Source organism: Metallococcus carri (assembly GCF_011440275.1).
Classification (GTDB): domain Bacteria; phylum Actinomycetota; class Actinomycetes; order Actinomycetales; family Dermatophilaceae; genus Metallococcus; species Metallococcus carri.
On the sequence record NZ_JAAOIV010000013.1, the window covers coordinates 25,013 to 50,998 of the forward strand.

31 protein-coding genes and 1 riboswitch are annotated in these 25,986 nt (G+C 69.0%); of the genes, 16 read left to right on the forward strand and 15 right to left on the reverse strand.

Translation table 11 applies throughout. The features are described 5' to 3' along the window. Positions 1 to 14: 14 nt before the first annotated feature. The 4 genes from G9U51_RS15465 (at position 15) to G9U51_RS15480 (ending at position 2,908) form a co-directional block, all read left to right on the forward strand. Positions 15 to 734 carry a class I SAM-dependent methyltransferase gene (locus G9U51_RS15465; RefSeq protein WP_166198173.1) on the forward strand — a complete coding sequence of 240 codons (720 nt, stop codon included), beginning with the start codon at positions 15 to 17 and terminating at the stop codon, positions 732 to 734. Then, on the forward strand, positions 731 to 1,771 hold the full coding sequence (locus G9U51_RS15470; RefSeq protein ID WP_166198175.1) for a prenyltransferase/squalene oxidase repeat-containing protein: 1,041 nt from the start codon (positions 731 to 733) through the stop codon (positions 1,769 to 1,771). Before G9U51_RS15465 ends, G9U51_RS15470 begins: the two co-directional genes overlap by 4 nt. Next, complete coding sequence (locus G9U51_RS15475; RefSeq protein WP_166198177.1) at positions 1,768 to 2,382, forward strand: class I SAM-dependent methyltransferase; 615 nt, start codon at positions 1,768 to 1,770, stop codon at positions 2,380 to 2,382. Before G9U51_RS15470 ends, G9U51_RS15475 begins: the two co-directional genes overlap by 4 nt. 67 nt (positions 2,383 to 2,449) lie before the next feature. Then, positions 2,450 to 2,908, forward strand: a complete 459-nt coding sequence (locus tag G9U51_RS15480) for a DUF2599 domain-containing protein (protein WP_166198380.1) — start codon at positions 2,450 to 2,452, stop codon at positions 2,906 to 2,908. Positions 2,909 to 2,952: 44 nt separating this feature from the next. Here the strand turns inward: G9U51_RS15480 and trxA are convergent, their stop codons facing one another. Further along, positions 2,953 to 3,336 carry a thioredoxin gene (trxA, locus tag G9U51_RS15485; RefSeq protein ID WP_166198179.1) on the reverse strand — a complete coding sequence of 128 codons (384 nt, stop codon included), beginning with the start codon at positions 3,334 to 3,336 and terminating at the stop codon, positions 2,953 to 2,955. A 90-nt stretch (positions 3,337 to 3,426) separates the two neighbouring features. Between trxA and G9U51_RS15490 the strand changes: the two genes are divergently transcribed. The 6 genes from G9U51_RS15490 to G9U51_RS15515 all read left to right on the forward strand — a co-directional run bounded on the left by G9U51_RS15490 (position 3,427) and on the right by G9U51_RS15515 (position 7,016). After that, positions 3,427 to 4,233, forward strand: a complete 807-nt coding sequence (locus G9U51_RS15490) for a low temperature requirement protein A (RefSeq protein ID WP_166198181.1) — start codon at positions 3,427 to 3,429, stop codon at positions 4,231 to 4,233. Next, positions 4,178 to 4,540, forward strand: coding sequence for a hypothetical protein (locus G9U51_RS15495; RefSeq protein WP_328823515.1), 363 nt, complete (start codon positions 4,178 to 4,180; stop codon positions 4,538 to 4,540). Before G9U51_RS15490 ends, G9U51_RS15495 begins: the two co-directional genes overlap by 56 nt. Before the next feature lie 120 nt (positions 4,541 to 4,660). Further along, a complete protein-coding gene (locus G9U51_RS17930; protein WP_166198185.1) occupies positions 4,661 to 5,290 on the forward strand; it encodes a hypothetical protein in 630 nt (209 codons plus the stop codon). Continuing rightward, a complete protein-coding gene (locus G9U51_RS15505; protein WP_166198187.1) occupies positions 5,283 to 5,921 on the forward strand; it encodes an RES family NAD+ phosphorylase in 639 nt (212 codons plus the stop codon). The genes G9U51_RS17930 and G9U51_RS15505 overlap by 8 nt, the downstream gene beginning before the upstream one ends. 83 nt (positions 5,922 to 6,004) lie before the next feature. Then, positions 6,005 to 6,256: a type II toxin-antitoxin system Phd/YefM family antitoxin gene (locus G9U51_RS15510; RefSeq protein ID WP_166198189.1), complete on the forward strand. Its 252-nt coding sequence runs from the start codon at positions 6,005 to 6,007 to the stop codon at positions 6,254 to 6,256. A gap of 181 nt (positions 6,257 to 6,437) precedes the next feature. Further along, positions 6,438 to 7,016, forward strand: coding sequence for a 2'-5' RNA ligase family protein (locus G9U51_RS15515; RefSeq protein WP_166198191.1), 579 nt, complete (start codon positions 6,438 to 6,440; stop codon positions 7,014 to 7,016). Here G9U51_RS15515 and G9U51_RS15520 read toward each other — a convergent pair. From G9U51_RS15520 to G9U51_RS15560, 9 genes are all read right to left on the reverse strand, one after another. Next, positions 6,984 to 7,697: a hypothetical protein gene (locus G9U51_RS15520; protein WP_166198193.1), complete on the reverse strand. Its 714-nt coding sequence runs from the start codon at positions 7,695 to 7,697 to the stop codon at positions 6,984 to 6,986. The two genes, G9U51_RS15515 and G9U51_RS15520, sit on opposite strands and share 33 nt — an antisense overlap. 73 nt (positions 7,698 to 7,770) lie before the next feature. Continuing rightward, positions 7,771 to 8,256 carry a flavin reductase family protein gene (locus G9U51_RS15525; protein ID WP_166198195.1) on the reverse strand — a complete coding sequence of 162 codons (486 nt, stop codon included), beginning with the start codon at positions 8,254 to 8,256 and terminating at the stop codon, positions 7,771 to 7,773. A gap of 25 nt (positions 8,257 to 8,281) precedes the next feature. After that, positions 8,282 to 9,388 (reverse strand): LLM class flavin-dependent oxidoreductase, encoded by a 1,107-nt coding sequence (locus G9U51_RS15530; RefSeq protein ID WP_166198197.1) that lies wholly within the window; start codon positions 9,386 to 9,388, stop codon positions 8,282 to 8,284. Further along, positions 9,385 to 10,755 carry an NtaA/DmoA family FMN-dependent monooxygenase gene (locus tag G9U51_RS15535; protein ID WP_166198199.1) on the reverse strand — a complete coding sequence of 457 codons (1,371 nt, stop codon included), beginning with the start codon at positions 10,753 to 10,755 and terminating at the stop codon, positions 9,385 to 9,387. Before G9U51_RS15535 ends, G9U51_RS15530 begins: the two co-directional genes overlap by 4 nt. Positions 10,756 to 10,773: 18 nt before the next feature. Then, positions 10,774 to 11,955, reverse strand: coding sequence for an LLM class flavin-dependent oxidoreductase (locus tag G9U51_RS15540; protein WP_166198201.1), 1,182 nt, complete (start codon positions 11,953 to 11,955; stop codon positions 10,774 to 10,776). Then, entirely contained in the window at positions 11,952 to 12,767 is an 816-nt protein-coding gene (locus G9U51_RS15545; RefSeq protein WP_166198203.1) for a DUF1684 domain-containing protein, read from the reverse strand. The genes G9U51_RS15540 and G9U51_RS15545 overlap by 4 nt, the downstream gene beginning before the upstream one ends. 49 nt (positions 12,768 to 12,816) lie before the next feature. Then, on the reverse strand, positions 12,817 to 13,752 hold the full coding sequence (locus G9U51_RS15550; RefSeq protein WP_166198205.1) for a transporter substrate-binding domain-containing protein: 936 nt from the start codon (positions 13,750 to 13,752) through the stop codon (positions 12,817 to 12,819). 11 nt (positions 13,753 to 13,763) lie between these two features. Beyond that, positions 13,764 to 14,525: an amino acid ABC transporter ATP-binding protein gene (locus G9U51_RS15555; RefSeq protein ID WP_207948387.1), complete on the reverse strand. Its 762-nt coding sequence runs from the start codon at positions 14,523 to 14,525 to the stop codon at positions 13,764 to 13,766. Beyond that, a complete protein-coding gene (locus tag G9U51_RS15560) occupies positions 14,522 to 15,508 on the reverse strand; it encodes an amino acid ABC transporter permease (RefSeq protein ID WP_166198210.1) in 987 nt (328 codons plus the stop codon). The genes G9U51_RS15555 and G9U51_RS15560 overlap by 4 nt, the downstream gene beginning before the upstream one ends. 7 nt (positions 15,509 to 15,515) lie before the next feature. After that, positions 15,516 to 15,630: riboswitch (SAM riboswitch) on the reverse strand. 141 nt (positions 15,631 to 15,771) lie between these two features. On the opposite strand from G9U51_RS15560, the gene G9U51_RS15565 reads away from it, so the two are divergent. After that, positions 15,772 to 16,899 carry an LLM class flavin-dependent oxidoreductase gene (locus tag G9U51_RS15565; protein ID WP_166198214.1) on the forward strand — a complete coding sequence of 376 codons (1,128 nt, stop codon included), beginning with the start codon at positions 15,772 to 15,774 and terminating at the stop codon, positions 16,897 to 16,899. Between the two features lie 115 nt (positions 16,900 to 17,014). Here G9U51_RS15565 and G9U51_RS15570 read toward each other — a convergent pair whose 3' ends face one another. Further along, positions 17,015 to 17,596 (reverse strand): dihydrofolate reductase family protein, encoded by a 582-nt coding sequence (locus G9U51_RS15570; protein WP_166198217.1) that lies wholly within the window; start codon positions 17,594 to 17,596, stop codon positions 17,015 to 17,017. 82 nt (positions 17,597 to 17,678) lie between these two features. Between G9U51_RS15570 and G9U51_RS15575 the strand changes: the two genes are divergently transcribed. From G9U51_RS15575 to erm, 3 genes are all read left to right on the forward strand, one after another. Further along, positions 17,679 to 18,293: a DedA family protein gene (locus G9U51_RS15575; RefSeq protein ID WP_166198221.1), complete on the forward strand. Its 615-nt coding sequence runs from the start codon at positions 17,679 to 17,681 to the stop codon at positions 18,291 to 18,293. Between the two features lie 10 nt (positions 18,294 to 18,303). Continuing rightward, positions 18,304 to 19,149 (forward strand): alpha/beta hydrolase, encoded by an 846-nt coding sequence (locus G9U51_RS15580; RefSeq protein WP_166198224.1) that lies wholly within the window; start codon positions 18,304 to 18,306, stop codon positions 19,147 to 19,149. 187 nt (positions 19,150 to 19,336) lie between these two features. Next, positions 19,337 to 20,104 carry a 23S ribosomal RNA methyltransferase Erm gene (gene erm / locus G9U51_RS15585; protein WP_166198228.1) on the forward strand — a complete coding sequence of 256 codons (768 nt, stop codon included), beginning with the start codon at positions 19,337 to 19,339 and terminating at the stop codon, positions 20,102 to 20,104. Positions 20,105 to 20,116: 12 nt separating this feature from the next. Here the strand turns inward: erm and G9U51_RS15590 are convergent, their stop codons facing one another. Both G9U51_RS15590 and G9U51_RS15595 read right to left on the reverse strand, forming a co-directional pair. Further along, positions 20,117 to 20,755: a phosphotransferase gene (locus tag G9U51_RS15590; RefSeq protein ID WP_166198231.1), complete on the reverse strand. Its 639-nt coding sequence runs from the start codon at positions 20,753 to 20,755 to the stop codon at positions 20,117 to 20,119. Beyond that, the gene (locus G9U51_RS15595; protein ID WP_166198234.1) at positions 20,722 to 20,907 is read right to left on the reverse strand and encodes a hypothetical protein; all 186 of its coding nucleotides are present in this window, start codon (positions 20,905 to 20,907) and stop codon (positions 20,722 to 20,724) included. The genes G9U51_RS15590 and G9U51_RS15595 overlap by 34 nt, the downstream gene beginning before the upstream one ends. Before the next feature lie 14 nt (positions 20,908 to 20,921). Between G9U51_RS15595 and G9U51_RS15600 the strand changes: the two genes are divergently transcribed. Next, complete coding sequence (locus tag G9U51_RS15600) at positions 20,922 to 21,803, forward strand: DUF3626 domain-containing protein (protein WP_328823510.1); 882 nt, start codon at positions 20,922 to 20,924, stop codon at positions 21,801 to 21,803. A 157-nt stretch (positions 21,804 to 21,960) separates the two neighbouring features. Here the strand turns inward: G9U51_RS15600 and helR are convergent, their stop codons facing one another. Further along, entirely contained in the window at positions 21,961 to 24,177 is a 2,217-nt protein-coding gene (helR, locus tag G9U51_RS15605; RefSeq protein ID WP_166198236.1) for an RNA polymerase recycling motor ATPase HelR, read from the reverse strand. Positions 24,178 to 24,369: 192 nt separating this feature from the next. Between helR and nagA the strand changes: the two genes are divergently transcribed. After that, positions 24,370 to 25,512 carry an N-acetylglucosamine-6-phosphate deacetylase gene (nagA, locus tag G9U51_RS15610; protein ID WP_166198238.1) on the forward strand — a complete coding sequence of 381 codons (1,143 nt, stop codon included), beginning with the start codon at positions 24,370 to 24,372 and terminating at the stop codon, positions 25,510 to 25,512. Here nagA and G9U51_RS15615 read toward each other — a convergent pair. Further along, the gene (locus G9U51_RS15615) at positions 25,509 to 25,949 is read right to left on the reverse strand and encodes a hypothetical protein (RefSeq protein ID WP_166198241.1); all 441 of its coding nucleotides are present in this window, start codon (positions 25,947 to 25,949) and stop codon (positions 25,509 to 25,511) included. The genes nagA and G9U51_RS15615 overlap by 4 nt on opposite strands. Positions 25,950 to 25,986: the final 37 nt, after the last annotated feature.

Here is a 25,986-nt window from a genome sequence, read left to right on the forward strand (position 1 = left end):
CCCGAGGAGCACAGATGATCACCGTCGACTTCGACCGATTCCCGGTCGAACCCGGCATGCGCCTCGTCGACGTCGGGTGCGGCCAGGGGCGGCATTCGTTCGAGGCCTTCCGGCGCGGCGCCCACGTGGTGGCCTTCGACCAGTCCGAGTCCGACCTGGCCGACGTGAAGTCGATGTTCGCCGCGATGGAGCTCGAGGGCCAGCAAGGCCCCGGTGCCACCGCGGAGGTGCGGCACGGCGACGCCCGCGCAATGCCCTTCACCGACGGCGAGTTCGACCGGGTGATCGCCTCGGAGATCCTCGAGCACATCCACGAGGACGAGCAGGTCATCGCCGAGCTGTTCCGGATCACCCGGCCCGGTGGCCTGGTCGCGGTGACCGTGCCGCGCAACTGGCCAGAGCGGGTCTGCTGGGCGTTGTCCGACGAATACCACGAGGTCGAGGGCGGCCACATCCGCATCTACCGCGCGAGCGACCTGGTCGACAAGCTGACCCGGGCCGGGTTCGAGCCCTATGGCCGCCACCACGCGCACGCGCTGCACTCGCCCTACTGGTGGCTGAAGTGCGCGGTCGGCACCGAGCGCGACGCCGCGCCGGTGCGGGCCTACCACCGGCTGCTCGTCTGGGACATGCTCAAGGCACCGTTCGCCACCCGGTTCGCCGAGAACGCGCTCAACCCGGTGCTCGGCAAGAGCTTCGTGGTCTACCTGCGCAAGCCGGAGCAGGCCGCGTGAGGGTCCCGGCCCTCGAGGGGGTCTTGAGCGTCGAACAGGCTTGTGCGACAGGCGATTTCATCGCTTCCCAGCAAAGTTCGGACGGCGCGATCCCGTGGTATGCCGGAGGTCGGCTGGACGTGTGGGATCACGTCGAGTCGGCGATGGGCCTGACCGTTGCCGGTCGCATTGCCGAGGCGGAAGCGGCATACGGCTGGCTCGCGCGCACCCAGCGCGACGACGGCTCCTGGCCGATGCGGCTGCAGGACGGGCGGGTCGAGGACGCCGCCGCCGACACCAACCAGTGCGCGTATGTCGCGGTCGGGGTGTGGCACCACCACCTGGTCACCGGCTCCGTCGCGCATCTCGCTCGGTTGTGGCCGACGGTCGAGCGGGCGATCAACTTCGTCATCCGGGCGCAACTGCCGAGCGGTGCGCTGGGCTGGGCGGTCGACGGCAACGGGGTGGTGCCGGAGGCGCTGATCACCGGCAGCTCCAGCGCCCTGCAGGCGATCGACTGCGCCGGTGAGATCGGGCGCGTGCTCGGTCACGACCGGCCGCGTTGGCGGGCCGCCGCGCGCCGGCTGGGTGCCGCGGTGCGCTCCGACCACGGCTTCCTCGACAAGACGCGCTACTCGATGGACTGGTACTACCCGGTGCTCGCGGGCGCGGTGCGCGACGAGGCTGCCGAGCGCCGGCTGGCGAGCCGGTGGGACACCTTCGTCTGGCCGGGGCGGGGCATCCGCTGTGTCGCCGACGAGCCCTGGGTCACCGCGGCCGAGACCTGCGAACTGGTGTTGGCGCTCGAGGCGACCGGACGGCATACCTCGGCTTTGGAACTCTTCGAGCAGGTGCAGTTCCTGCGCGACGGGGCCACCGGCGGCTACTGGACCGGCATGAACATCCCGCTCGCCGAGGTCTACCCCGAGGGTGAGCAGACGACCTGGTCGGCCGCCGCGGTGCTGCTGGCCGCCGACGCTCTGTGCGACGCCACCGGGGGAGCCGAGATCTTCCGCTCCGCCGGTGCGGGGCAGGTCGTGGAGGACGCCGCGTCATGATCCCGGCGGACGCCTTCGCCCGGTTCGCCGCCGTCACCGGCTTCCTGCCGGACGACGAGGCGCACGCGCTCTACGACACCGCGCTCACCGCCGAGGCGGGCACCTGGCTGGAGATCGGCACCTACTGCGGCAAGTCCACAACCTTGTTGTCGTATGCCGCCCGCGCGCGCGGCGCGCAGCTGGTCACCGTCGACCATCACCACGGCTCGGAGGAGAACCAGCCCGGCTGGGAGTGGCACGACACCTCACTGGTGGATCCGCGCACCGGGCGACTGGACACCTTCCCCCACTTCCGGCCGGTGCTGGACGAGTTCGCCGATGTGTGCAGCGCCGTCGTGGCCGACACCCGGGTGGTCGCGCGGTGGTGGACCTCGCCGGTGCGGCTGCTCTTCCTCGATGGCAATCACACCGAAGAGACCGCGCAGCACGACTACCGCGCCTTCGCGCCCTGGGTGGTGGATGGCGGGCTGTTGCTCGTGCACGACGTCTTCCCCGACCCGGCCGACGGCGGGCAGGCTCCGTGGCATGTGGTGCAGGCTGCGCTGGCCTCCGGCTTCGACCCCGTCGCCGAATATGGGTCGTTGCGGGTGCTGCGCCGCAATGCCGTCTGAGCCGCCGCGCCGCGTCGTGGTGGCGGTGCTGCTCGCCACGCTTGTTGCCGGTTGTTCGGGCGCGGGTATGGCGTCCGGGAGGGGGACCCTGGTGGCGTCACCGACCAGCGTGGCGTCGCCGACCCTGGTGGCGCCGCCGACCGGCGGCGCGTCGGCGACCACCTCGCCACGGGGCGGGTCAACGGCTACGCCAGGGCCGCCATACGTGCGAAATGCCGTGTGGCACAAGGGAACTCGCGGTCGGAGCCTACACGTGACGCCGACCGAGAGCGGTCGGGTCGCCGTGGCCGACGGTGCCGAGGCGGCCGCCTGGCAGGAAGTGCTGCGGCTGGCCCCCGACGCGGACACCCCAGGCATGTGGGCGCAGTTCGACTGTCACTGGCGGTTCGCCCGGCTCGCCGAACCGGCCAAGCCGACCTGGAACCTCGAGCCCTGGCGGCCGGTCGTCGAGGAGTCGGCCATGCAGTCCGCCGGGTGCAATCCCGGCGGACCGGAGGACGATGCCACCTCGCCGCTGGGGCGGTGATTCCTGCCCGCTGGGGCGGTGACTACTGCCCGGTGGGGCGGTGACTACTGCCCCACCGGCGGGTTGCCCTGCTGCTCGGCGGCGATCTTGGCCTTGATCTCGTCCATCGGCAGGTCACGCACCTGCTGGATGAGGTCCTTCAACATCGGCGCGGGCAGCGCACCGGCCTGGGCGAAGACCATGATGCCGTCGCGGAAGGCCATCACGGTCGGGATGCTGGAGATCTCCAGCGCCGCGCCGAGTTCACGCTGGTCCTCGGTGTCGACCTTGCCGAAGACGACGTCGGAGTTCTCCTCCGAGGCGGCTTCGTAGACGGGCGCGAACATCTTGCACGGGCCGCACCAGTCCGCCCAGAAGTCCACGAGCACGATGTCGTTGGAGGTGATGGTCGAGCTGAAGTCTTCGGCGGTGAGGGCTCGGGTAGCCACGGTTGTCTCCTTGGGTTGCTGTCCAGGTGTTCAACGTGCGGCAGGCGTGAGCATTCCCGGCGGCGACATCCGGTCTGGGAGGATGCCGGGGTGAGTGAACCGTCCGTGACCACCCACCGCCTGCAGCCGATGATCGGCCGCGACCCGCACGAGGAGGGCCGCGCCGCCAGCCCCCTCGAACTGCTCTACGACCTCACCTTCGTCGTCGCGATCGGCGTCGGCGCGTCCTATTTCGCCGAGCTGACCGCCGCCGGGCATCTGCGTGACGCGCTGATCGGCTTCGGCTTCGTGATGTTCGCCGTGCAATGGGCCTGGATCAACTTCTCCTGGCTGGCCTCGGCATTCGACACCGACGACTGGCTCTACCGGTTGATCACGATGGTGCAGATGACCGGCGTGGTGATCCTCGCGCTCGGCATACCGCCGGCCTTCAAGTCGATCGAGGAAGGCCCACATTTCGACAACCGGACCATCGTGCTCGGGTATGTCGTCATGCGCATCGGCCTGGTGACGCACTGGCTGCGCGCGGCACGCGGCTGCGAGGGCGAGCTGCACCGGACCACGCTCCGTTACGCCTTCGGCGTGCTCGCGATCCAGGTGCTGTGGGTCATCTACGCCCTCGCGCCGATGTCGATCACCACGGCGCTGCTGATCTCGGTGCCGCTGTTCGTCATCGAACTGGCCATCCCGCTGTGGGCCGAGCGGCGCAGCCCAACCCCTTGGCACGCCCACCACATCGCCGAACGCTACGGCCTCTTCGCGATCATCGCGCTCGGCGAAGGCGTGGTCGGCACCGTGGCGCCCGTCGGCGGAGGCCGCGGTGAGGGGCGCGAACATCGTGGTGCTCGCCACGAGTTCGTCCACACCAGTCATCGAGTCCGCGTGGTTGGCCGATGACGTCTTCGTGACGACGATGGGCCCGAAGCAAGCGGGTCGAGCCGAATTCGACCTCGACCTGATCGCGTCGGCGGACCTGGTCGTCACTGACTCGCCGGAGCAACTCGGTGCGTACGACCCGCCGTCGTTGGTCGTTCAGGCAGGAGCGGCCGACCGGGTGCTCGACCTGGCGCAGGTCGCGGCCGGTCAGGTCGATCTTGAGCGGGCTGCCCGCACTGGCCGCCGGGTTTATCTGTCCGTGGGTATGGCGGGCACGGAGGTGCAGTTGCTCGGCCACCTGGCCGAAGGCGCCCGCGAATCGGCGTGAGTTCCTGCTGCGCGAGACGGTCGCGTGCGGCTAGAAACCCACGAGGATTCTAGCCGGCACAGTGATAGCAGTGATTGTGTTGTGAAGTGTTACGATGATCACTGACTGATCGGAGGCGGCGTGACCGAGGCAATCCGGGTGTGGGCGCTCGACAAGCGCGCGGCCCAAGCCGTGCGCGCCTCGGAGAGCGTGGACGCCTCGACGCCGCTCGACCCGGGCGACAACGAGTCGATGATCGTCATGGAGTTGCCCGCCAGCGTGGTGCGCCGGCACCCCGAGCTGCTCAACCCGCAGCGCTCGGTCGCCCTCGACGTTTTCGACTCACTCACCCGCGACGTCGGCCGCTACGGCCGGGGCATGCACGCGCAGACCCGCCTCGCGGCCGACCGCGTGCGCGCCATCGACGAGGAGTTCGGGCTGCTCGACAGCGCAGCCGTCGCCGAACTGTCGGGGAGCACGGCCAGCAATGCGGCTGCGACCGCGAGTCGCTGGATGCGAGCGGGCAAGGTGTTCGCCGTGCGTCTCGGCGGTCGCACGCTCTTCCCCGCGTTCCAGTTCGACGAGTTGGGAGCACCGTTGCCGCTGGTACGTGACGTGCTCACGGCATACGGCCCGGCGACCGGCACCGCACTCGCGCTGTGGTTCACCGCACCGAACGCTTATCTCGCGGGCGATCGCCCGGTCGACCGCTTGGGCGACCGCGACGAGGTGGTGGCCGCCGCGAAGCAGGCTCAACAGGCCAGTGTCTGACCCGCCGAGTCCCGCGCCGGACCGGCCCGATTTCGAGGAGGAGGTCTGGCGCGCGGAGGTCCCGCTGGTGCGCTGCGGGCACCGTGGGTATGCCGGCAACGAGCCGTTCGCCTCGCCCGCGCTCGGCCGGTTCAGCCCCATTGTCGGCGCCGACGGCGCGCGCCTCCCAGTGCTGTATGCCGCGAGCTCGGTGCGAGGAGCGTTGTCGGAGACCGTGTTTCACGACGTACTTCCTGGTGGCACGCTCGATGTCACGCGGCTGCGCGACCGGCAGCTGTCCCGGCTGCGCGCGATGCGTCCGTTGCGGCTGGCGTCACTCACTTCGCTCGGGCTGAAGCGGCTGGGGCTGCGCCGGCAGCAGTTGATCGACTCCTCGCCGGCGGCCTACCCACTGACGGCTGCCTGGGCGCACGCCGCCCACGACGACGAGCGGGGGTTCGACGGGCTCGCCTGGGTGTCCCGGATGGACGACACCGCGCGGGCAGTCATGCTCTTCGGCGACCGCGTGACCTCGGCCGACCTTGTGCTCGATGGGCCTGCGGACGATCTCGATCGAGGTGACGGTTTCGACGAGGTGCTGGCCATCGCTGAAACGCTGCGGGTCGTCGTCCTCGGCCTCCCCTTCACCTGATTCGTCCTAGCCGCTGAACGGCGGACAGCGCACGCCGATTTCAGCCATGAGCCGGGTCTGCGCAGGGTGCTACGTTTGCGCACATGCCGACCATCGCGTCCCGCGACCTGCGGAACCACACCGCATCGGTGCTGGAACGGGTGAGTCGCGGCGAGACCTTCACCGTCACCGTGCATGGCCGGCCGGTGGCGGAATTGCGCCGCGTCGCGAGCCAGCGCAGGCCCGCGGTGCCCTTGGCCGACCTGCTCGCGCTCCTTGACCGGCAGCAACCGGACGCCACCCTCGCCGAAGACATGGCATGGATCGCAGACGGCACGACGGATGATCTCGGGTGACCTCCCATGGTGTCGCTGCCTGGCAGACGGTTCCGCACCTCCACGTCCACGTCATACCCGTCATGGCGGAGGATGATTTCCCGCCGCGCGAGCGCATCCCGACGACGCCGAGCGAGATTCGCAGACAACAGGCCGCAGCGTTGCGCAGCAAACTCGGACGGTCGGACCATCTGGCCAGCGAATGACAGTCGCCGACGACGTAGCGTTTACGCATGCGATCTCGTTGCAGTTCGAGGAGGAGACGACCCATCGGTTGCTGACGGCGCGGAAAGCCTTGCGCGCCAATGGGATTGAGCCGGTGGATGACCGGCCGCACATGACCTTGGCGTATGTCGATCGGATCGAAGGCGTTGAACAGATAGCTCAGCAGCTGACACCGATCGGCTCAGTCGCGGTTGCCAGCTGTGGTCTCGTCCCCAACTCAGCAGACGTGATCGGCCTGCACCCCGACAGCCCACAGTTGCGCACCCTCCACCGGCGACTGCACGACCAGCTCGCGGCATACGGCATTGCATCCTTCGACTATTGCAGTCCACGCCAATGGTTCCCGCACGTGACGATGGCGATGCATGTCCCGCCCGAGCAGCGCGACTGTGGTCGCGAGGTGCTTCGACGGCTCAGCCCAACTCCGTTGCGGGTCAGCGGAATTGGCGTTTACGAAATGGCAAGCGGCCGCTCCACGACGGTTGCCTTCTTCGAGCCGGAGCGCGTGAGTGGGGACCGTGGATCAGCCACCGCCCAGCGCTCCGACCGCGCGTGAGATCACCAGCAAGCAGACCAGGAGCGCTGCCGTCGCTTCGACGCCCATCAACAGTTTGGCTCGGCTCGACAGCGGCATTGTGTCGGTGGGGCTGAACGCGCTGGAGTTCGTGAGCGACACGTAGAGGTAGTCCACGAAGGTTGGCACCCAGCCCGACGTGCGGCTGGCCGACACGGCGACCTCGTCGACCGCATCGTCGTTCTCGTCCTGGGAGAACCGCCAGTCGGCCGGTGGCAGGTCCTTGCGACGCAGCTTGCGCCGAGCGATCGGGCCGCCGCGGTCCAACTCCCAGAACAGCAGGCCGAAGCCGATCACATTCGTCAACCAGACCTGCAACGCCGCAATCAAGAGGGGGCTGCCGTCGGTGGACTTGCTGGTCAGCTCATGAACAAGCAAGCCCAACGCCACCAGGTTGGTGAGGATCACGATCACGGCCAGGCCGATCGCGACCCTGCGGGACCACCGCGACTCGCGCGTCATCCGCACGGGGTTGGTGCAGATCAGCGCGGTCAACAGCGCCAACTCGACAGCCGGTATGACGAACCGCGGGCCCAGCAGCAGGGATTCGGGCAGGAGGGCGTATGTCGCCGCTGCGACCACCACCGCGATCGCCGGCGGCAACCGGTGCTCTCCTTCGGCGACGCGCCTGCGTTCTCGGCCCTCGTCCAGCGCGTCCGGCATTGTGATCCTCTCTCCGCCTCCCTGTAGTAGACCGTCTCAGGGGGCATCAGGACCACCTTCTCGCTCGGCGGCTTCAACAGGCGAGGCGGCGAAACCTGCTCGCGTGGAAGACGAGCGGGTTGACCTCGGTGCGGTGGACGGCGTCATGCACCCGCAACACCACGATGTCGTGATCTCCAGCGGTGACGACCTGGTCGACACTCGTCTCCAGCCACGCAGCGGCACCAGCGATCTCGATGGCGCCGCATTCGGTTGCCTCCCAACGCAATCCGGCAAACCGGTCGACGCCGCGGGCAGACAACACCCGGCCAATCTCTTCCTGCTCCGCGGACAACACACTCACCCCAACGCGGTGCGCGGTCCGCAACACGGGCCAGGTGCTCGACGTGTGCGCCACGCACACCGACACCAGCGGCGGGTCCAGCGACACCGAGGTGAAGGAGTTGGCGGCCAAGCCGACGGGCACCCCGTCGACGACGCCGGCAAGCGCAGCCACACCCGTCGGGTATGACGCCAAAACCGTTCGCAGATAACCGGATTCGAGTGCGGTCACCGTCATTGCTTCCTCCTCATAGCGGGTCGTCCTAGGCGCTGGCCAGCGACTCGGCAGCGGCGCCCTCCGTCACTTCGTCATGGGTCGGATTCACCGGCCCCCACTGCGGCGGGTCAGGCAGATCGCGCCGCAGGATCGGTGCCACCTCGTCCGCGAAGAGTTCCAAGCTCGCCCGGTGTTCCGCTGGTGCCGTCGGACGGCCCTCTGCCGGAACGTGAATCACGCTGTGTCCCAACCGTTCGTGATAGCGGTGGACCTTGTCGATCACCTCAGCCGGGCTGCCGACCAGCGCAGAGCTGCGCTCGACGAAGTCCTCCAGCGTGGGGAACACCGGCTCCACGCCGAGGCGCGCCTGCGCCTGCAGGTAACCCTCGAAGCTCGGCGCGAACGCGCGCCGCGCCTCCTGCGAGGTCGGTGCGATCGAGAGGCCGGCCGTCCCCGCCCCCACCGTGAGCGCCGCCGGGTCGTGCCCGTATGCCGACCAGCGATCGCGGTAGTAGGCGACCAGCTCGGCATACGGCTCGATCGGGTTGGTGACATTCGCCGAGTAGAGCGGATCGCCGTATCGGGCTGCCAGGTCTACGGATTCGCGACTGGTGGCGCTGCCGTGCCAGACGCGCACCGGCTGTTGGAACGGCCGCGGCCAGACCTCGGCATCGCGCAGCGGCGGCCGGAATGTCGTATCCGCGGTCACCGGCTGCGATCGCCAGAGCGAACGGAAGACTTCATAGGACTCAGCGTTGCGCGCCCACTGATCCTCCGGCGAGACCGCAAAGAGATCGCGTTGCGCGCTACCATTGCCCTTGCCGATGATCAGCTCGAGCCGGCCGTCGGACAGATGGTCCAGCGTGGCGTAGTCCTCGAAGGCACGCACCGGATCGAGCAGGCTCAGCGTCGTGACCGCGGTGAAGAGGCGAAGCCGCGAGGTGCGAGCAGCGATGTGCGACAACAGGACTGTCGGTGCGGACGACAGGAACGGACGTTCGTGACGCTCGCCGACACCGAACCCGTCGAAGCCCAACTCCTCGGCGAATTCCGCGGCCGCCACCACCTGACCGAACCGTTCGCGGGTGGAGACCTGCGCTCCGGTCTGAGGGTCGGGCGACTGCACGACGAGGGTAATGGCGAGGATCTTCACGACGCAGCCTCCGTCCGGCCGCGCTCGCCCAGCGGAGGCAGCCCGAGATGGTCGCGCAAGGTGATGCCGGTGTAGTCCGCGCGGAAGACCCCGCGCTCCTGCAGCAGCGGCACCACCCGATCGACGAAAGGTGTCAGGCCGTCGGGAGTGATGTGCGGCACCAGGATGAAGCCGTCCGAAGCGTCCGCCTGAACAAGCTCATTGAGCTGTGCCGCAACGGTTTTCGCGCTGCCGACGAAGGACTGTCGGCCGGTGACCTCGATGATCAACTCGCGGGTCGACAAGCCCTCGGCTTGCGCGCGCTCGCGCCACGCCTGTGCGGTGGCTCTGCGGTCCTCGATGCGCGCGGCTGCCCGCCCTTCGCTGACTAGCTGCTCGGTCTCGACCGGGTCGATCTCGGGCAGCGGTCCGTCCGGGTCGTGGTCGCTCAGGTCGGTGTTCCAGACCTGTTCGAGGAAGGTGATCGCGGTCGCCGGGCTGACCTGAGCCAGCCGCACCTCGCGCGCCAGCTCCTGCGCCTCCTCGTCGGAGTCGCCGAGCACGAAGGTCGCTGCGGGCAGGATGCGTAGGTCATCGCGCGAGCGGCCGAATCGTGCCAGGCGGCCCTTCACGTCGGCATAGAACTTCTGCCCGGCCTCGAGGGTGCTGTGCCGGGTGAAGATCGCGTCCGCTGAGGACGCCGCGAAGTCGCGCCCCTCGTCGGAGTCGCCAGCCTGGAAGATCACCGGGCGACCCTGCGGGCTGCGCGGCACATTGAACTGGCCGGCGATGTCGAAATGCCTGTCCTGGTGGGCGAATTCGCCCACCTCGGCGCGCCGCACGAAGGTCCCTCTCGCAGCATCCGCGACGAGGTCGTCGTCCGCCCACGAGTCGAACAGCTCCCAGGTCGTGTGCAGGAAGGACCGCGCTCGGTCGTAGCGATCCTCCTTCGCGAGATAACCCCCGCGTCGGAAGTTCTCACCGGTGAAGGCATCCCACGAGGTCACGACATTCCAGGCGGCCCGCCCCGCGCTCAGGTGGTCGAGCGTCGCGAACTGGCGCGCGACGTCATACGGCTCGTTGAAGGTGCTGTTGATCGTCCCGGCGAGGCCGAGCCGCTCGGTGACCGCGGCAAGCGCGGCGAGGATCGTGAAGGTGTCCGGTCGCCCCACCACGTCCAGGTCGTGGATCTTGCCGTGGTGCTCGCGCAACCGCAGGCCTTCGGCGAGGAAGAGGAAGTCGAATTTCCCGCGCTCGGCGGTCTGCGCGAACCGCCGGAAGGAGTCGAACTCGATGTGACTGCCCGCCGCGGGGTCGGACCACACCGTCGTGTTGTTCACACCGGGGAAGTGCGCCGCGAGGTGAATCTGCTTGATGGGCTTGGACATTGCACTCCTCGGAGATTGTCACGCGGGGGCGTAGCGGTTGATGGCGGCGGTGAGCTCGAACCGCTCCCGCAGGCTCGATCCGTCGTAGCGGCTAGGTCGCACGCCGCGTTGCTGCAGCACCGGAACGACCTCCTCGACGATCCGGGTCAGGTCGTCCGGGATCGTCGCTGGCCGCAGTCGTATGCCGTCTGCTCCCGCTGCGTGCCAGTCCTCGATCAGGTCAGCCAGATCTGTGGGCGACCCGGTGAAAACGGTTGCGTCACTGCCGAATTCAGCACCCTCAAGGAGGTCGAGGCGCTCCTTGCGGGCACGTGCGGCGGCCTCTGACCCGTCGAGGAAGACCACCACGTCGGCAACCACGATCGGTGGGTCCGGCAGGGTGCGCTCGGGGCTCGCGGCTCGGATCGCCGCGCGGATCTGCCCGAGCTGGGCGGGGTTGCGCGGCGTGACGAGGCCCAGGTCGGCGGAACGCGCGATGAGTTCGAAGCCGTCCTGCTGGTGGGCCAGCACTGTCACCAGCGGTTGGCCCTGCGGTGGCCGCGGGGTGATCGACGGTCCGCGCACGGAGAAGTGCTCGGAGTGGAAGTCGATGTAGTGCAGCTTGTCCCGGTCAACGAACCGGCCGGTTGCGACATCGCGGATCTCGGCGTCGTCCTCCCAGCTGTCCCAGAGCCGGCGGATCACCTCGGCGTAATCGCTCACCTCGGTGAAGGCAGCTGCCACGGCGCGTCGCCAATCCGCAGTGCCGACAGGGGAATCGGGGAACTCGCGTCGCCCGAAGTGGCGTGCCTCGGTGGCGTTGGCGCCGGCGCGCAGCCGCACCCCGGCCCGGCCACCGCTGACGAAGTCGAGGGTGGCGATCGCCTTGGACAGTTGGAAGGGTTCGGTGTGCGCGACGGTCGCGGTCGGCAGCAGCCCGATGCCGCGGGCCGTCGGCGCCACCCGCGCTGCGGTGAGCACCGCGTCGAGGCGACCGGTCACGTGATCGACCCGCCGAGCGGGCGCCCCGGCATACGGCGACTGGAGTGTGAACTCGTCCTCGAAGGTGACGAAGTCCAAGACACCGCGCTCGGCTTCGGCGACCAGGTCGACCCAGTACCCGGCGGTGAAGAAGTCCTGGGCTCGCGCGCCGTCCTCTCGCCAGGCCTGCGGGTGCCACCCTCCGGCGGTGAGCGCGACGCCGAGGAAGGGCCCGCTCACCGTGCTGCTCCGGCCGGTTGCTGCTCGCCGGCGCGCACCTCGAAGGGCAGCCGGTTCTGAGCCGGCGGCAGCGGACAGGTGGCGTGCGGGGTGTAGGCGCACGGCAGGTTGACCGCGCGGTTGAAGTCGAGCACGACCTCGCCCGTGGCACTCGGCGCCGCGACGCTCAAGCCGCGCACCGAGTCGACCGTCTCCCGGCCGGCAGTCGCGTCAGTGAAGAGGATCTGCAGGCCGTCGTCCTTGCCGGGGAAGGCCAGCACGGTATGCCGAATACCCTTGTACTCGAACGTGATTCGGCCAGGCGCGTCGTAGACATGCTCGAGGCCGTCGACCGCAGCACCCACCGTGGTCGGCTGCGGCTCAGCGAAGGGTTCGTAGTGTCCGGGCAGCACCCACTCATGGGAGACCGGGAAGGCGGGCGTCCCGGCATACTCCCTGACGAGCGGGTGGTCGGGGCGACGGGGGCGGACGATCGACAGCCCACCCCGAGTGGCGACTTCGATCGCCGTGTCGCCCGAGATCAGGGTGAGGCCGCCACGCTCGGGAATGACCGGCAAGATGTGCCGCCCCTCGAGCGGTTCGCCGTCGAGCAGCAGATGCTCGCCGGGCTGGAGCTGCACGACGACCTGGTCGTCGGCCACCGACCACTCACCGGGGGCGTCGGGCACCCGTTGTGGGAAGTCGTCGAGGAAGTTCAGCCCGGTGATGGCGAGAAAGCCGTGCGGGTCGGCGCGGCGCGCCTCGTGGTCGCGATGCCAGTCCTGCCAGTCCTGCTGCAATGCGGTGTCGTCACGGACGTCTTGAGTCGTCATGGGGTCCTCCTCGCGCAACGAAACACGTTGCGGTTGTTGGTAATAGCCGTCAGAAGGTCGGCCTGGGGTTGAGTTGTGACTGTTTGATCGCCGAGAACGGGACGCCCCATTTGGCGAAGATCTTCGCGTAGGTGCCGTCCTTGATCAGACCGTTGATCGCGGCGATGAGCGCGGGTGCGATCGGTGAACCCTTCGCGGTGATGAAACCCACCGGCGTCTGGGTGACCTGTCCAAGGAAGCGGGTGCCGTCGAGCTTCTTGACCAGCACCTTGAGGCTCAGCGTGGGACCGAAGTAGGCGTCGATCTTGCCGTTCTGCAGGCCGAGATAGATCGGTGCGTTGTCGGAGAAGTACTGCACGGTGTAGGGCTGCTTGCCCTGCGCGGCGCACTCGTTCTTGTGGGTCTCGAGCAGCTTCTGGAAGGTGGTGCCCGAACCGGTCGCGATCTTCAGACCGCACACATCGCTGAGCTTGGTCACCGACTGGACCTTGACCTGCTTGCTGCCGACGAAGGCCTGACCGTCGTTGAGGTAGGTCGCGAAGTCGACGATCTTCAGCCGCTCCTTGGTCACGCCGAAATTGGCCTGTCCCACTTGGTATTTGCCGTTCTGGACGCCCGGCACGATGGTCGGGAACGTGCCGGTCTGCACCTTCCAGGTGATGCCCAAAGATTTGGCGACGGCCGCGCGCAGGTCGATGTCGAGACCGACTTCCTTGCCGTCCTGTATGCCGGTGTGCGGCAGCGCCGAGGTCCCGGTCACCCGGGTTGCCCCGAGCGTGAGTTGCTGCGAGGACTGGACGTCGGCGGGGAGGAGCTTGCGCGCAGCGCTGTTGATCTGGACGGCCGCGACCGCGTTGGCCGACCCGCCCGGTGCTCCGGACTGGGAGGAGGAGTCCGGGCTGTTGGAGCCACAGCCCGCAAGGGTGGCGAGGGTGAACACGGTGGCCACCGCCGGGGCGGCGCGGCGGAGCAGAGGCGAGGGCATGAGGGGTCCTTTCACAGCACCGCGGCCAGGAAGGCGCGGGCACGTTCGGATTGGGTGTGCTGCAAAACCGTTGCGGGATCGCCGGATTCGATGATGTGACCGTCCTCGAGGAAGACGACCTGGTCGGCGACCTCGCGAGCGAAGCCGATCTCGTGGGTGACGATCGCCAGCGTGATGCCGGTGGCGGCGAGGTCCTTGATCACGCTCAGCACCTCGCCGACGAGCTCGGGGTCGAGCGCGCTGGTTGGCTCATCGAAGAGGATCAGCGCCGGGTCCATCGCCAGGGCGCGGGCGATCGCCACCCGCTGCTGCTGGCCTCCGGACAACTGGCTCGGGTAGGCGTCGTCACGGCCGGCCAAGCCGACGCGGGCGAGCAGCTCACTGGCCCGAGCGCGCGCGGTGCGGACGGGCACGCCCTGAGCGAGTGGGCCCTCGACGATGTTTTCGGCCGCGGTGCGGTGGGCGAAGAGGTTGAAATGCTGGAAGACCATGCCGATCCGGGCGCGTTGCGCGGCGATCTCACGCGGTGACCGCTCCCGCAGCCGGTTGCCGTCCGGGCGGAAGCCGATGATCTCACCACCGACTTCGACATACCCACGGTCCGGCCTTTCCAGGTGGTTGATGCAGCGCAGCAGCGTCGACTTGCCCGAACCGGACGGGCCCAGGATCGCCGTGACGCTGCCCTCGGCCAGGTCGAGGTCGACGCCGTCGAGCACGGTGTGGCTGCCGAACTGCTTGTGCAGATTGCGGATTCGCACCAGGGGCCGGGTCATCGGGTCACCTCCAGGTCGCGGCGGCCGGGGAAGATGCGCAGGCCCGCACCCCAGGTGCGCCACCAGCCGCTGGATGTGCCGACGCGGGTGCTGCGCCCGAAGTGCCGCTCCAGGAAGTGCTGGCCGATCGAGAGCAGGGTGGTGAGCAGGAGGTACCAGAGGGTCGCCACGAGCAGCAGCGGGATGATCTTGAAGTTGTCGTTGTAGATCAGCTCGGTGGTGCCGAGGAGGTCCTGCACCGCGATGACGCTGACGAGCGAGGTGGCCTTGAGCATGCCGATGAGCAGGTTGCCCGAGGCCGGGATGATCGACGGCATGGCCTGCGGCAGGATCACCCGTCGGAACACCCGAAAGCGTGACAGGCCAAGGGATTCCGCCGCCTCGACCTGGCCGCGCGGGACGGCCAGGATGCCGCCGCGGACGATCTCGGCGGCGAAGGCCGCGACGTCGACGCTGAGCGCGACATAGGCGGCGGCCACCGCGGAGAACAGATGTGCGGTCTGGAAGGAAACGAACTCCGGGCCGAACGGGATGCCGAGGGACAGGCGCGGATAGAGCGAAGCGATCTCGTACCAGAAGAGCAACTGCACTAGCGGCGGCACGGAGCGGACCAGCCAGACGAAACCGAAGCTCACCGTCGACAGCACCGGGTTGTCCGACAGCCGCATCGCGGCGACCGCAACGCCGAGCAGGTAGCCGCTGACCAGCACGGCAGCGGTCAGCCAGATGGTGAGCACCAACCCGCGCAGGATCGCGTCGCTCAGGAAGTAGTCACCGACGATCGACCACTGGAAGTTCGGGTTGGTGAGCAGCGTGTTGACGACCATCGCGGCGAGCACGAGCCCGGCGACGACGCCGGCCCAGCGACCCGGTCGGCGCCGGGCGACCAAGCGCGGTTCGGGGCTCGGGATCGGGCGGGTGGTCGTGGCGTCGGGTGACTCGGCGGTCTTTGCCGACGCCAGTGATGCAGCAACTGGAGACATGGCTTCTTCCTCGCGCTTATGACCCGACGGGACGCGGGTCATCCGGTGGTCACCTGGAGCACCCCACCGCGGTGGAGGGTTGCCGGGTAGCAAGCCAGGGCTTCGCGCTACCTCTCGTCACCTGGCGACCACGCTAATGCCAGGTTTTGAATATCGCAACGTAAAGTTATGTGAATGACGCCACAGGACCGGGCGGCGAGCCCGGCATACGGGCGATATCTGTTGTGCCGCAACGGTTTTCGCTGATTCACGAGAGGCCCACCATGCCCGCTGACCGCCCCACACCGCTGTCCGTGCTGGATCTGGTGCCCATTGCGAGCGGGAGCAATGCCCACGATGCGATACACGCCAGCGTGGAGTTGGCCCGCGCTGCGGAGGAGTGGGGATATCGGCGGTATTGGTTCGCCGAGCATCACCTCAACCCGGGGGTCGCGGGCACCTCACCGGCGGCGCTCATCGCCCTGGCCGGGGCGGCGACCTCCTCGATCCGGCTCGGCTCCGCAGCCGTGCAGATGGGCCACCGCACCGCGTTGACGACGGCTGAGGAGTTCAGCCTGCTGGCGAGCGCCTTCCCCGGTCGGGTCGATCTCGGGCTCGGACGTTCCGGCGGCGGCCCGCCGCAGGACGCAGCTCAGCCGAGGACCACGACCGAAGTGCTCGACAACGGGCTGATTCTGCCGCCGCCGTTCTCGTTCGGTGCCGTTGCGCGGTCGCCGCGGTTCGCCATGCAGAAGGATCTGCTGCTCCAGCCGGGCGCGAAGCCGCAGCCGTATGGCGATCAGCTCGCCGACCTGCTCGCCCTGCTCGACGGGCGTTATGTGCACGGCAACGGTCAGCGGGCTGCCCTGCCGGGCGGCCGGTCGGACCTGCAGGTGTGGGTGCACGGCAGCAGCGCCGGCGAGAGCGCGCAGGCCGCCGGGCGGCTGGGTCTGCGTTTCGGTGCGAACTACCACGTTGCGCCGGCGAGTGTTCTCGAGGCCGTGGACGCCTATCGCGCGGCGTTCAAGCCGAGCGCCGACCTGGCAGCACCATACGTCATCGTCTCAGCTGACGTGGTCGTGGCCGAAACCGCAGCAGCCGCAAGGGAACTCAGCGCCGGCTACGGACCGTGGGTGCGCAGCATTCGCAACGGAGAGGGGGCGATCGAGTTCCCGTCACCATCCGAAGCGCGCGCTCTGCCGTGGACGCCGGAGGATGACGCGATGGTGGCCGACCGCGTCGCGACCCAGTTCGTCGGCACGCCCGACCGGGTGGCCGAGCGGCTCACGCAATTGCGTGATGCGACCGGCGCGGACGAACTGCTCGTGACGACGGTGACCCACGATCCGGCCGATCGGCTGCGCTCCTATCAACTGCTGGCCAAGGAGTGGTCCCAGCGCGGGTCCGCGTGACGAACCCGGTGCTGCCGAAGCCGGCGGGCGGGGAGTGACGTCTCGCGATGAACTGGTGACGTTTCGCGGAGAACTGGTGACGTTTCGCGGAGATCTAGTGACGTTTCGCGGAGATCTAGTGACGTTTCGCGGGCGGCGGGCGGTAGGTCAGCCAGAGTCCGCCGTTGGTCGTGGGCACCGACTCGACGAGTTCGAAGCGCACCAGATCGGGCAGCGCATCGCTGAGGCGACGGCCCTGCGGGTCGAGCACCGGTCCGACGGCCAGCTGCAGTTCGTCCACCAGACCCTCGGCGAGCAACGATTGCACCAGGGTGATGCTGCCGTGCACGCCGATGTCACCGTCACCCGGGCGAGCCTTCAGCTCGGCCACGACGTCGGAGAGCGGACCGCCGACGGCCTCGACCTCGCCCCACTCGCGGTCGAGGGGCCGCGAGGTGATGACGACCTTGTGCACGCCGTTGATCCAGTCGGCGAACGGCTGCTCAGTGACCGTCGGCCAGTAGCGGGACCACTCGTCATACATGTTGCGGCCCAACAGGATCAGGTCCTGTCGGCCGATGAGCTTGGCTTCCTGCGCGTCCATCACCGCGTCGTACCCGGGCGGCGACGGCCCGTCGGACTCGACGGGGAAGGGACGGCTCGGGTCGTCGACCGCACCGTCCAGCGAGCTCAGGGTGAAGACCACGATCCTGCGCATGCCTGGCTCCTGTCGTAAAATGTCCGCTCAGAGGAGACTCCCAGCGGCGCTAACCGCCACCCTCCCAGGGTCACCGGTCAAGATGTCCTGCGTGACCGACACCATCCTGAACCTCAGCCCGATCCTCGTCTTCGTGGTCGTCGGGCTGCTCGTCTTCGCCGAGGACGCGCTCTTCGTCGGCTTCGTGCTCCCCGGGGAGACGGCGGCCGTGCTCGGCGGCGTCGTCGCCAGCCAGGGCCGCATCAGCGTCGTCGCGATGTGCGCGGTCGTCGTGCTCGCCGCGATCGCCGGCGACAGCGTCGGCTACGAGGTCGGCCGCAAATTAGGACCCCGCCTGCTGCAGCTGAAAGTGCTCGACAAGCGCCGCGCCAAGCTCGACCAGGCGCAGGATTTCCTGCGGCGGCGCGGCGGCTCGGCGGTCTTCCTCGGGCGATTCATCGCGTTCTTCCGCGCGGTGATGCCGGCGCTCGCGGGTACGGCGCGCATGCGCTATCCGGTCTTCCTCGCCTTCAATGCCCTCGGCGGACTCGTGTGGGGCATCGGCTTCGTGCTGCTCGGCTACCTCGCCGGCGCGTCATACAAGACGGTCGAGAAGACCGTCGGGCGCGACCTGGCGATCGGCATTGCCGCTCTCGTGGTCATCGGTCTGGTCGTATGGCGGGTGCGCGCCCACCGCCGGGACGCGCGGACTGAGTAGCCTGCGAGGTATGACGCTCCGCGTCCCGTTCGCGCCGCTGCCCATCGACCAGAGCGACGTCGACTACGACCTCGGCCCCGACTCGTTCGTGCGGCCGGGCGTTCCGGCGGGTCGCACCGTCGAGTTCACGATCGATGACCCGGCGGCATACCCCGGGACGACCCGCACGGTGTGGGTGCATCTGCCAGCTCAACCTGGCTCAAAACCGTTGTCGTGCATGGTGTTTCAGGACGGCTGGTGGTATCTCGACCCGGACGCATCGGTCAGGGGCGCGATCGTGCTCGACAACCTGATCCACGATGGGGCGATCCCACCGATGGTGGGAGTGTTCGTCGACCCCGGGGTCTTCCCGGACCGCTCCGACCCGACCGCTCGCAAGAACCGCAATGCGGAGTATGACGCGGCGGACAGTCGGTATGCCGACTTCCTGGTGGACGAGGTGCTGCCCCGGGTGAGTGAGTTCGCGAAGCTCAGCGGCGATCCCCGGCGGCGCGGACTCTGTGGTGGCAGCAGCGGAGGCAATGGCTCGTTCACCGCGGCCTGGCAACGTCCGGACGCCTTCGGCCGCGTGCTTGCGCTGGTGTCGAGCTTCGCCCAGATGCCCGGCGGCAATCCCTACCCGCGACTGCTCGCTGCGGGGGAGCGCAGGCCGCTGCGGATCTTCCTGCAGGCCAGCCATCGTGACCTCGGGTGGAACGAGCCGGAGGACAACTGGTTGGCCGAAAACCTCGAGGTGGCAGCGGCTTTGGCCCGGTCGGGCGCTGACTTCCGCTTCGTGCTCGGGGACGGCGGCCACGCCTCCGACCACGGAGCAGCCCTTCTGCCTGACGCGCTGCGCTGGCTCTGGCGCGCGTAGCTGAATTCGGTTGGCACGCCTCGTCGTTCGGCCTAGCATCGAGCACGTGAGCGCCTTCATGATCGTTCGGACCCGCTGCCGCTGAGCGGCGCGGATCCTGCCACCTCGCATTCGCGTCGCCTCTCGGCACCCGCCGGGCGGCGCTTAGTGCTGCCCGGCTCCACCCCTCTCGAAGGAGCCCAGCACCATGCCCACGTCCCGCCCCGGCCGACACGAACTCGGCCAGAACTTCCTCACCGATCGCAACGTCGTCCGCCGCATCGTCCACCTCGCCGCCGCGCGACCCGGTCCACTGGTCGAGTGGGGCACCGGCGACGGCGCGCTCACCCTGCCGCTGGCCGAACTCGGCCGCCCACTTGTGGGCATCGAGCTGGACCGGTCACGGGCGCGCCGGCTTGGCAGGCGGGTCGGGCCACACGTCTGCATCGAGCACGGCGACATCCTGCGGCACGCACCGCCGGCAGGAGCCGTCGTCGTGTCCAATGTGCCCTTTCACCTGACCACGCCGGTGCTTCGACATCTGCTCGCAGAACCGTTGTGGCACAGCGCAATCCTCATCACCCAATGGGAGGTGGCCCGCAAACGCGCAGGCGTCGGCGGCGCCACTCAACTCACCGCGCAGTGGTGGCCATGGTTCGACTTCTCGCTCGACCGCCGGATTCCCGCCACCTCCTTCAGACCGGTGCCGTCCGTCGACGCAGGTCTGCTCGTGATCGACCGTATGGCGGAGCCGCAGCTCCCGCTGACCGTGCAGCGCGACTACCAGGAGTGGGTGCGCCGGGTCTTCTCCTCGCGAGGCCGGGGTCTGCCAGACATCTTGCGCCGCAACGGAGTTCCTGCTCCCGTTGCCGCGCGAGTCGTCGGCGGCCGTCGCTCGGCGCTGCCCCGCAACCTCGATGCCAACGGCTGGGTGACGGCGTTCACGGCAGCCCGCAGCGGTCGGCATACGGGGTGATGGGTCAGTCCGTCACAGCCCGGTGCAGGACGTCCGCGTTGTCGCGCAGCCACTGCTCGCGTCGTTTGATGACGTCACCGATCCGTTGTCCCACATGCGAGCCCACCCGCCGCCGTGCGTCGCGGCACGTTCGCGCATGGAGTGCCAGCTGCGCCCGGCGATGGCGATCGACACCGGGACGATCCATCGGCGCTCGTCCCCGCCCAGCCCGTAGGCGTCGACCAGCAACCGCCCGCGGGAGGCGGGGTCGACGTCATACAGCACGGCATCACGGTCCTTGGGTGCCAACCAGCCGCCCCACCACAGGAGCAGGTTGGCGACTTCGTCGACGCGGCTCGACGGGCGCGCGAGATCGAAGTCGATCAGCGCGACTGCCACGCCGTCGCGGAAGACGGTGTTCTCCGGCGTGACATCCCGGTGGCCGATGAAGGTCGCCGCCGGACCTGGACGGGCTGCGAGAGTGGGGCGTTCCTTGCGGTTCGGCGAGCCGGGCGGCAGGCCGAACGGGATCAGCGCGTCATCGAGTCGGCGGAGCAGCCGGGCGACCGATGTTGCTCGCTCGTCGTCGGCGACCCAGGCCGGCCAGGGCCTCGTGGCGACCTCACCGTCGATGAAGGTCAGGATCTCGCGCCCCCGCTCGTCGATGCCCAAAACCTTGGCGCACCGTCGAATTCGACGCGCTCCAGGTGACGCAGCACCTCGTGGACAAGCGGCGAGTGGTCACCGACGGGGCAGCGGACCGTGTCGCCCACGCGCACCACGCCCTCGGTGACATCACCGCCGGGCAGCGGGATCTCCTGCATGGGAGCATTCTGGCGTGAACGTGTCCGGGCCGCCGTCGTCTGCGGGCGCGCCGAGCCGCTGGGCGGTCGCCGCCGTGGCGCATGTCGACGCGCTGAGCGTCGGTGAGCCGCTGGACCGGTCGCTGCGGGTCACGCTGAACTTCCACCCGGATCGGTCCGCTGGGGAGTTGCTCACGATCGAGGCGCTTGCCCGCGACGGCGTCTATCGTTCTCAGTTCGAGACCGGCACGAGCGCGGGTGGGTTGACCGCGCACCCCGGGGGTGACCGGTGGCGGTGGGAGCAGCGGATCTTCGGCGGGGCGTATGACGACGCGCCCGCTGCCGAGCGTCCGAAGTATGGCGCGCTGAACCATCGCCACCGCCCACTCGGAGCGGCACCCCGCTTCGGGTCGGCGCACCTCCGTTTGCGCGAACACGTCCTCGACCGAGCGACCTTCTGCTTCCCCGATTCCTATTTGACGCCAACGGATTTCGGGACCGCGCATCGCTTCGACCTGATCCGTCTGGCCGACGAGTGGGACGCGCTCGATGCGGTTGAGCCGGACGGGGCCGATCGTCTCGACGGCTACATCGAGGCCCAGGTGCACGGTGTGGTGGATCTGGCCATGGACGTCGAGGCGCTGGTTCTCGACCCCTGTTATGCCGGCACGCGGGTGGAGGACGTGGCCGCGACGCTCGGCATACCTGTCGAATGGCACGAGGGGCGGGTGCTCACGCTCGACGAGCTCGAGCGGCATCCCGACTATCGCGACCCTTCGGCGTATGCCGCCGCCCGGGCGATCGCGCGCCATGGTCGGATCGACGCGCGGATCATCGGTGAGGCTTCGCGTGCCGGTGGTTTCGAGCCGCAGGCGCTGAAGCAGGTGTGGCACCTGACGGCGCGCTTCGGGGCGTGACCCGCCGGTTGAGCACCCCCTCCTTCGCCGGTTGAGCGAGCGTTGTCCTGAGCGAGCGCAGCGAGTCGAAGGGCGGAGCGGGTCGAAACCCGCCCTCCGCCGGTGGAGCGAGTCGGAGCTTCGGAAACGTGGTCGCTATAGCCGCCAGATTCCTCTACTACGGGTGTAGCAGGATGAGCTGCTGGGTCGCGCGGGTCATCGCTACGTAGCGGTCCACGGCTCCCTCGATTCCTGCGCACTCGATGCCCGCGCCCTCGATGCCACTACCCCAGGACAACGGATCGAGCAGGATCACCAGGTCGAACTCCAGGCCCTTGACGTTCTGCGGGCTGAGCCAGCGGACTCGGTCGGAGGCTAGAGCGGCATTGGAGCCCCGGATGCCCGCGGACCCCGGGACACCGTCCGGCCTCTCGAGGCCAGGCGCGGCGACGACGCAGGCGACGCCCTCGTGCTCGGCCAGCCAAGCCTCGAGCAGGGCAGCGAGGTCCTCGATGCGCCCCTCGGTGACGGCAATCCCATTGCTGCGCACCGACGTTGGCACGTTCGCGTCCGGCAGCACCGCACGGATCACCGGGGCAGCGGCCTCCATCACCTCCGTTGGCGTGCGGTAGTTGATGCTGAGCGTCGCCTCCTCGACCCGCCGCAGACCGGCCCGGGCGAGCCGCTCCTGCCACGACTCGGCGAACCCGTGCCGCGCCTGCGCACGATCACCCACCACGGTGAAACTGCCTGAGGGACAACGCGATAGCAGCATCTGCCATTCGGCATCGGTGAGCTCCTGCGCCTCGTCGACCACGATGTGTGCGAACGGCCCGGCCAGCAGGTCGGGGTCCGCGGTGGGCAGCGCGTCCGGGTCGACCAGCGCGTCTCGAAGGTCCGCGTGCCGCAGGCTCTTCATCAGCCCCAGGTCGGAGTCGTCGGCATCCATCAGATCCTGTATGACGTCCGCCATCGCCGCACGCTCGGCCGCTTCGGCTGCCGCTCGTTGCCGGCGCCGGCGCACCGCCTCGGGGTCGCCGACCCGGCGTCGGGCAGCGTCCAGCAATGGCAGGTCCGCGGCGGTCCAGGCACGGGCCGAGTCACGCTGCAACAGCCGAATCTCTTTGCGGCTCAACCATGGCGCGCATTTGTGCAGATAGGCCGGCACCGACCACAGGTCCTCGACAATCTCGGTCGGATCGAGCAGCGGCCAGGCCCGGCCGAAGACCTCGGTCAGCTGCTCGTCGCGGGCCAGTGATCGGCGCACCAGGTCGGGGGAGATGTCAGTGTCCAGACGGTTCACGACCAGCGTCACCAATTCCTCCCAGATGAGTTCGCGCGCGTCGTTGTGGGAGATCCCGGGGTCGTAGGTATCGAAGATCTCGGTCCAGTCCGACCCGGTGATGACAACCTCGCCGCCGACGGTGTCCAGTGCGAGCGACTCGGTCGGCGGTTCCTCGTAGAACCGCACGGCTGGCTCGATCGCCTCAACCAGTCGAGCGCTCGACTTCAACTGTGCGACAACGGAATCGGGCTCTGGGACGACGGCCGCACCCTCGGGCACCAGATCGGCCAGCGTGCAGGTCTGCACCCCCTCCTCCCCAAGGCTGGGCAGCACGTCCGCGACATACGCGAGATAGGGATGGTGCGGCCCGACCACCAGCACCCCTCCACGCTGGGCGTCGATGCGCGGGTCGGCATACAGCAGGTAGGCCGCGCGGTGCAGCGCGACGACGGTCTTGCCCGTGCCCGGTCCGCCGTCGACGACCAGCGTGCCGCGGGCGCTCGCGCGGATGATGCGGTCCTGGTCGGCCTGGATGGTGCCGAGCACGTCGCGCATCCGGCCCGACCGGCTCGCGCCGAGACTGGCGATGAAGGCCGACTGGTCGTCCAGCGCGGCAGCCCCGGCATACCCCTCGATGAAGACCTCGTCCCAGTAGTCGCTCACCCGACCGCCGAGCCAGCGGTAGCGCCGCCGGCTGGCGATGTCCATCGGATTGCCATGTGTCGCAGCGAAAAACGGTTCGGCGGCGGGTGTGCGCCAGTCGATGAGCAGGGGTTCGCCGTCGGCGTCGGTCAGCCCGAGCCGGCCGATGTAGAGCGGCGGGCCGTCGGCGGGGACGATCCGGCCGAGGGTGAGGTCGAGATCGTGCCGCCGCAGCGTGGTGAGTTGCCCGGTGATGCGGTGGATCTCGCGGTCCCGGTCGGCGGCGGTCTGCAGCGAACCCGCGGGCGCCCTGCGCAATGCGGCGAGGCGGCGGGTCAGCTCGGCGACGCGCGCGTCGAGCGTGCTGCGCAACCTGGTGAAGAAGAGTTCGTCGTCGGTGATGAGCGCTGGGTCCGCCTTGGCGGCGCGGATCTCGGGCAGGTCGAAAGCAGAAGTGACAGCAGGCACAGGTCCCCCGAATCGGTGTGGTCGGCGAGGATTCTGCGCCCTCGAGGGGGCCTTGCCGCAAGACCCCCTGTGCGCTATAAGTTGGAAATGCGAGGACGACCGGTCGGTCGTCCTCTTCGCGTCTCGGGACCCTGTGCCATCCTGAGCGTGCTCCAGCTTCGCCGCCGTCGCACATCGGAGTGCTGAAAACCTATGAGCCGCATCGTGAATGGCCGCCTCGTCACTCCTGCTGGCGTGCTCGACGGCGGCACGGTCGAGACCGACGGGGGCCGCATCACCGCAGTTGACCCCGGTCCAGCCGACCGGAGGCTGGACGATCTCGATGTCGACGGATCATGGGTGCTGCCCGGCTTCATCGACCTGCACGTGCACGGCGGCGGCGGCCACGACATGGGTGCCTCCGCCGATGACCTGCGCGCCGCCGTCGCTTTCCACCAGGCCCACGGGACCACACGGACGCTCGTGTCCTTGGTCACGGCGCCGGTCGACCTGCTCGAGCGGCAGCTTGCCGATGTCGCACAGCTCGTCGGTGAGCCCGGTGTGCAGGTCATCGGCAGTCATCTCGAGGGCCCGTTCCTGTCCGAGATCCGGTGCGGGGCGCAGAACCCGGCATACCTCATCGAGCCCGACCGCGAAGTCTTCGAGCGGCTGGCGGCGGCCGCGGACGGCACCCTGCGGGTGCTCACGATCGCTCCCGAGCTGCCGCACGCGCTCGAGGTGATCCAGGCCTGTTGTGATGCGAAAGTCGTTGTGGCACTTGGTCATTCGGATGCGACGTATGACGAAGCCTGGCGGGCTATCGACGCCGGCGCGGGGCTGGCGACGCACCTGTTCAACGGGATGCGGCCGGTGCACCATCGCGAGCCGGGCCTGGTGAGCGCGTTGCTGGAGTCACACCTGCCCTGTGAACTCGTCAACGACGGCGTGCACCTGCACCCGGGCATCGTGCGCCTGGCCGCTGAGGACCCGAGCCGGCCGGTCTTCATCACCGACGCGATCGATGCCACCGGGATGGGCGATGGTGCGTACGAGTTGGGCGGCCAGCAAGTGCGGGTGCGGAACGGGCAGGCGCGGTTGGTCAGCAATGACGCACTCGCCGGATCGACACTGACGATGGACGCGGCGGTGCGGCGAGCGGTCGCGAACGGCATACCGATCGAACGCGCCTCGGCCGCGGCATCGCAGAACCCGGCTCGCGTGCTCGGGATGGACGACCAGGTGGGCCGGATCGCACCTGGACTGGCGGCGGATCTCGTGGTGCTCGATGGCGACCTACGGGTGCAGCGGGTGATGGTCGCCGGCCAGTGGGTGCAGGACCCACCAGCGCCGGATTAGACCCGTTGGCGCGCCTCCGCCTCGCGGGCTCCGGCGTGGGTGGCGCGGCGCACCATTTCGGCCAGGCCGCGGCGGGCAAGCACGGCGCACACGATCGCGCCCGGGATCTCGAGCAGCGCCGCCGCGAGGAGGGCCTGCACACGCGGCTCGCCCGGAGCCGAGGTGGTGATGTCGAACCACGCGTCGGTCACCAGCAGGGCACCGGCCACGGTTGCGGTCAGCACCACCTGCGGGTCGCGGCGGTAGGCATGCCAACTCACCCGCAGCAGCACGATGATGAGCAGCACGTCGAAGCCCACCCAGGTCAGCCGATAGTGATCGCTGAGGGACCGGGCGGGCAGCGTCACCGCGAGGAACACGGCATACGGCACAAGCAGCGCCGCGCAGATCAGGTAGACGCGCGGCACCCAGCGCCACCGGCGTAACGCCTCGTCCATGCCGGCTACAACAGCACGCGGCGCTGTGCGATTCCTG

Excerpts from the sequence above, each read along its gene's own strand:
- G9U51_RS15510 (WP_166198189.1), top strand. The coding sequence starts at position 6,005 with ATGCCGACCATCGCGTCCCGCGACCTGCGGAACCACACCGCATCGGTG.
- G9U51_RS15465 (WP_166198173.1), top strand. The coding sequence starts at position 15 with ATGATCACCGTCGACTTCGACCGATTCCCGGTCGAACCCGGCATGCGC.
- nagA (WP_166198238.1), top strand. The coding sequence starts at position 24,370 with ATGAGCCGCATCGTGAATGGCCGCCTCGTCACTCCTGCTGGCGTGCTC.
- G9U51_RS15615 (WP_166198241.1), bottom strand. The coding sequence starts at position 25,949 with ATGGACGAGGCGTTACGCCGGTGGCGCTGGGTGCCGCGCGTCTACCTG.
- G9U51_RS15555 (WP_207948387.1), bottom strand. The coding sequence starts at position 14,525 with ATGACCCGGCCCCTGGTGCGAATCCGCAATCTGCACAAGCAGTTCGGC.
- G9U51_RS15525 (WP_166198195.1), bottom strand. The coding sequence starts at position 8,256 with ATGACGGTGACCGCACTCGAATCCGGTTATCTGCGAACGGTTTTGGCG.
- erm (WP_166198228.1), top strand. The coding sequence starts at position 19,337 with ATGCCCACGTCCCGCCCCGGCCGACACGAACTCGGCCAGAACTTCCTC.
- G9U51_RS15475 (WP_166198177.1), top strand. The coding sequence starts at position 1,768 with ATGATCCCGGCGGACGCCTTCGCCCGGTTCGCCGCCGTCACCGGCTTC.
- G9U51_RS15560 (WP_166198210.1), bottom strand. The coding sequence starts at position 15,508 with ATGTCTCCAGTTGCTGCATCACTGGCGTCGGCAAAGACCGCCGAGTCA.
- G9U51_RS15480 (WP_166198380.1), top strand. The coding sequence starts at position 2,450 with ATGGCGTCCGGGAGGGGGACCCTGGTGGCGTCACCGACCAGCGTGGCG.
- G9U51_RS15565 (WP_166198214.1), top strand. The coding sequence starts at position 15,772 with ATGCCCGCTGACCGCCCCACACCGCTGTCCGTGCTGGATCTGGTGCCC.
- G9U51_RS15550 (WP_166198205.1), bottom strand. The coding sequence starts at position 13,752 with ATGCCCTCGCCTCTGCTCCGCCGCGCCGCCCCGGCGGTGGCCACCGTG.
- G9U51_RS15570 (WP_166198217.1), bottom strand. The coding sequence starts at position 17,596 with ATGCGCAGGATCGTGGTCTTCACCCTGAGCTCGCTGGACGGTGCGGTC.
- G9U51_RS15575 (WP_166198221.1), top strand. The coding sequence starts at position 17,679 with ATGTCCTGCGTGACCGACACCATCCTGAACCTCAGCCCGATCCTCGTC.
- G9U51_RS15535 (WP_166198199.1), bottom strand. The coding sequence starts at position 10,755 with ATGTCCAAGCCCATCAAGCAGATTCACCTCGCGGCGCACTTCCCCGGT.
- G9U51_RS15545 (WP_166198203.1), bottom strand. The coding sequence starts at position 12,767 with ATGACGACTCAAGACGTCCGTGACGACACCGCATTGCAGCAGGACTGG.
- G9U51_RS15580 (WP_166198224.1), top strand. The coding sequence starts at position 18,304 with ATGACGCTCCGCGTCCCGTTCGCGCCGCTGCCCATCGACCAGAGCGAC.
- G9U51_RS15520 (WP_166198193.1), bottom strand. The coding sequence starts at position 7,697 with ATGCCGGACGCGCTGGACGAGGGCCGAGAACGCAGGCGCGTCGCCGAA.
- G9U51_RS15515 (WP_166198191.1), top strand. The coding sequence starts at position 6,438 with ATGACAGTCGCCGACGACGTAGCGTTTACGCATGCGATCTCGTTGCAG.
- G9U51_RS15595 (WP_166198234.1), bottom strand. The coding sequence starts at position 20,907 with ATGCAGGAGATCCCGCTGCCCGGCGGTGATGTCACCGAGGGCGTGGTG.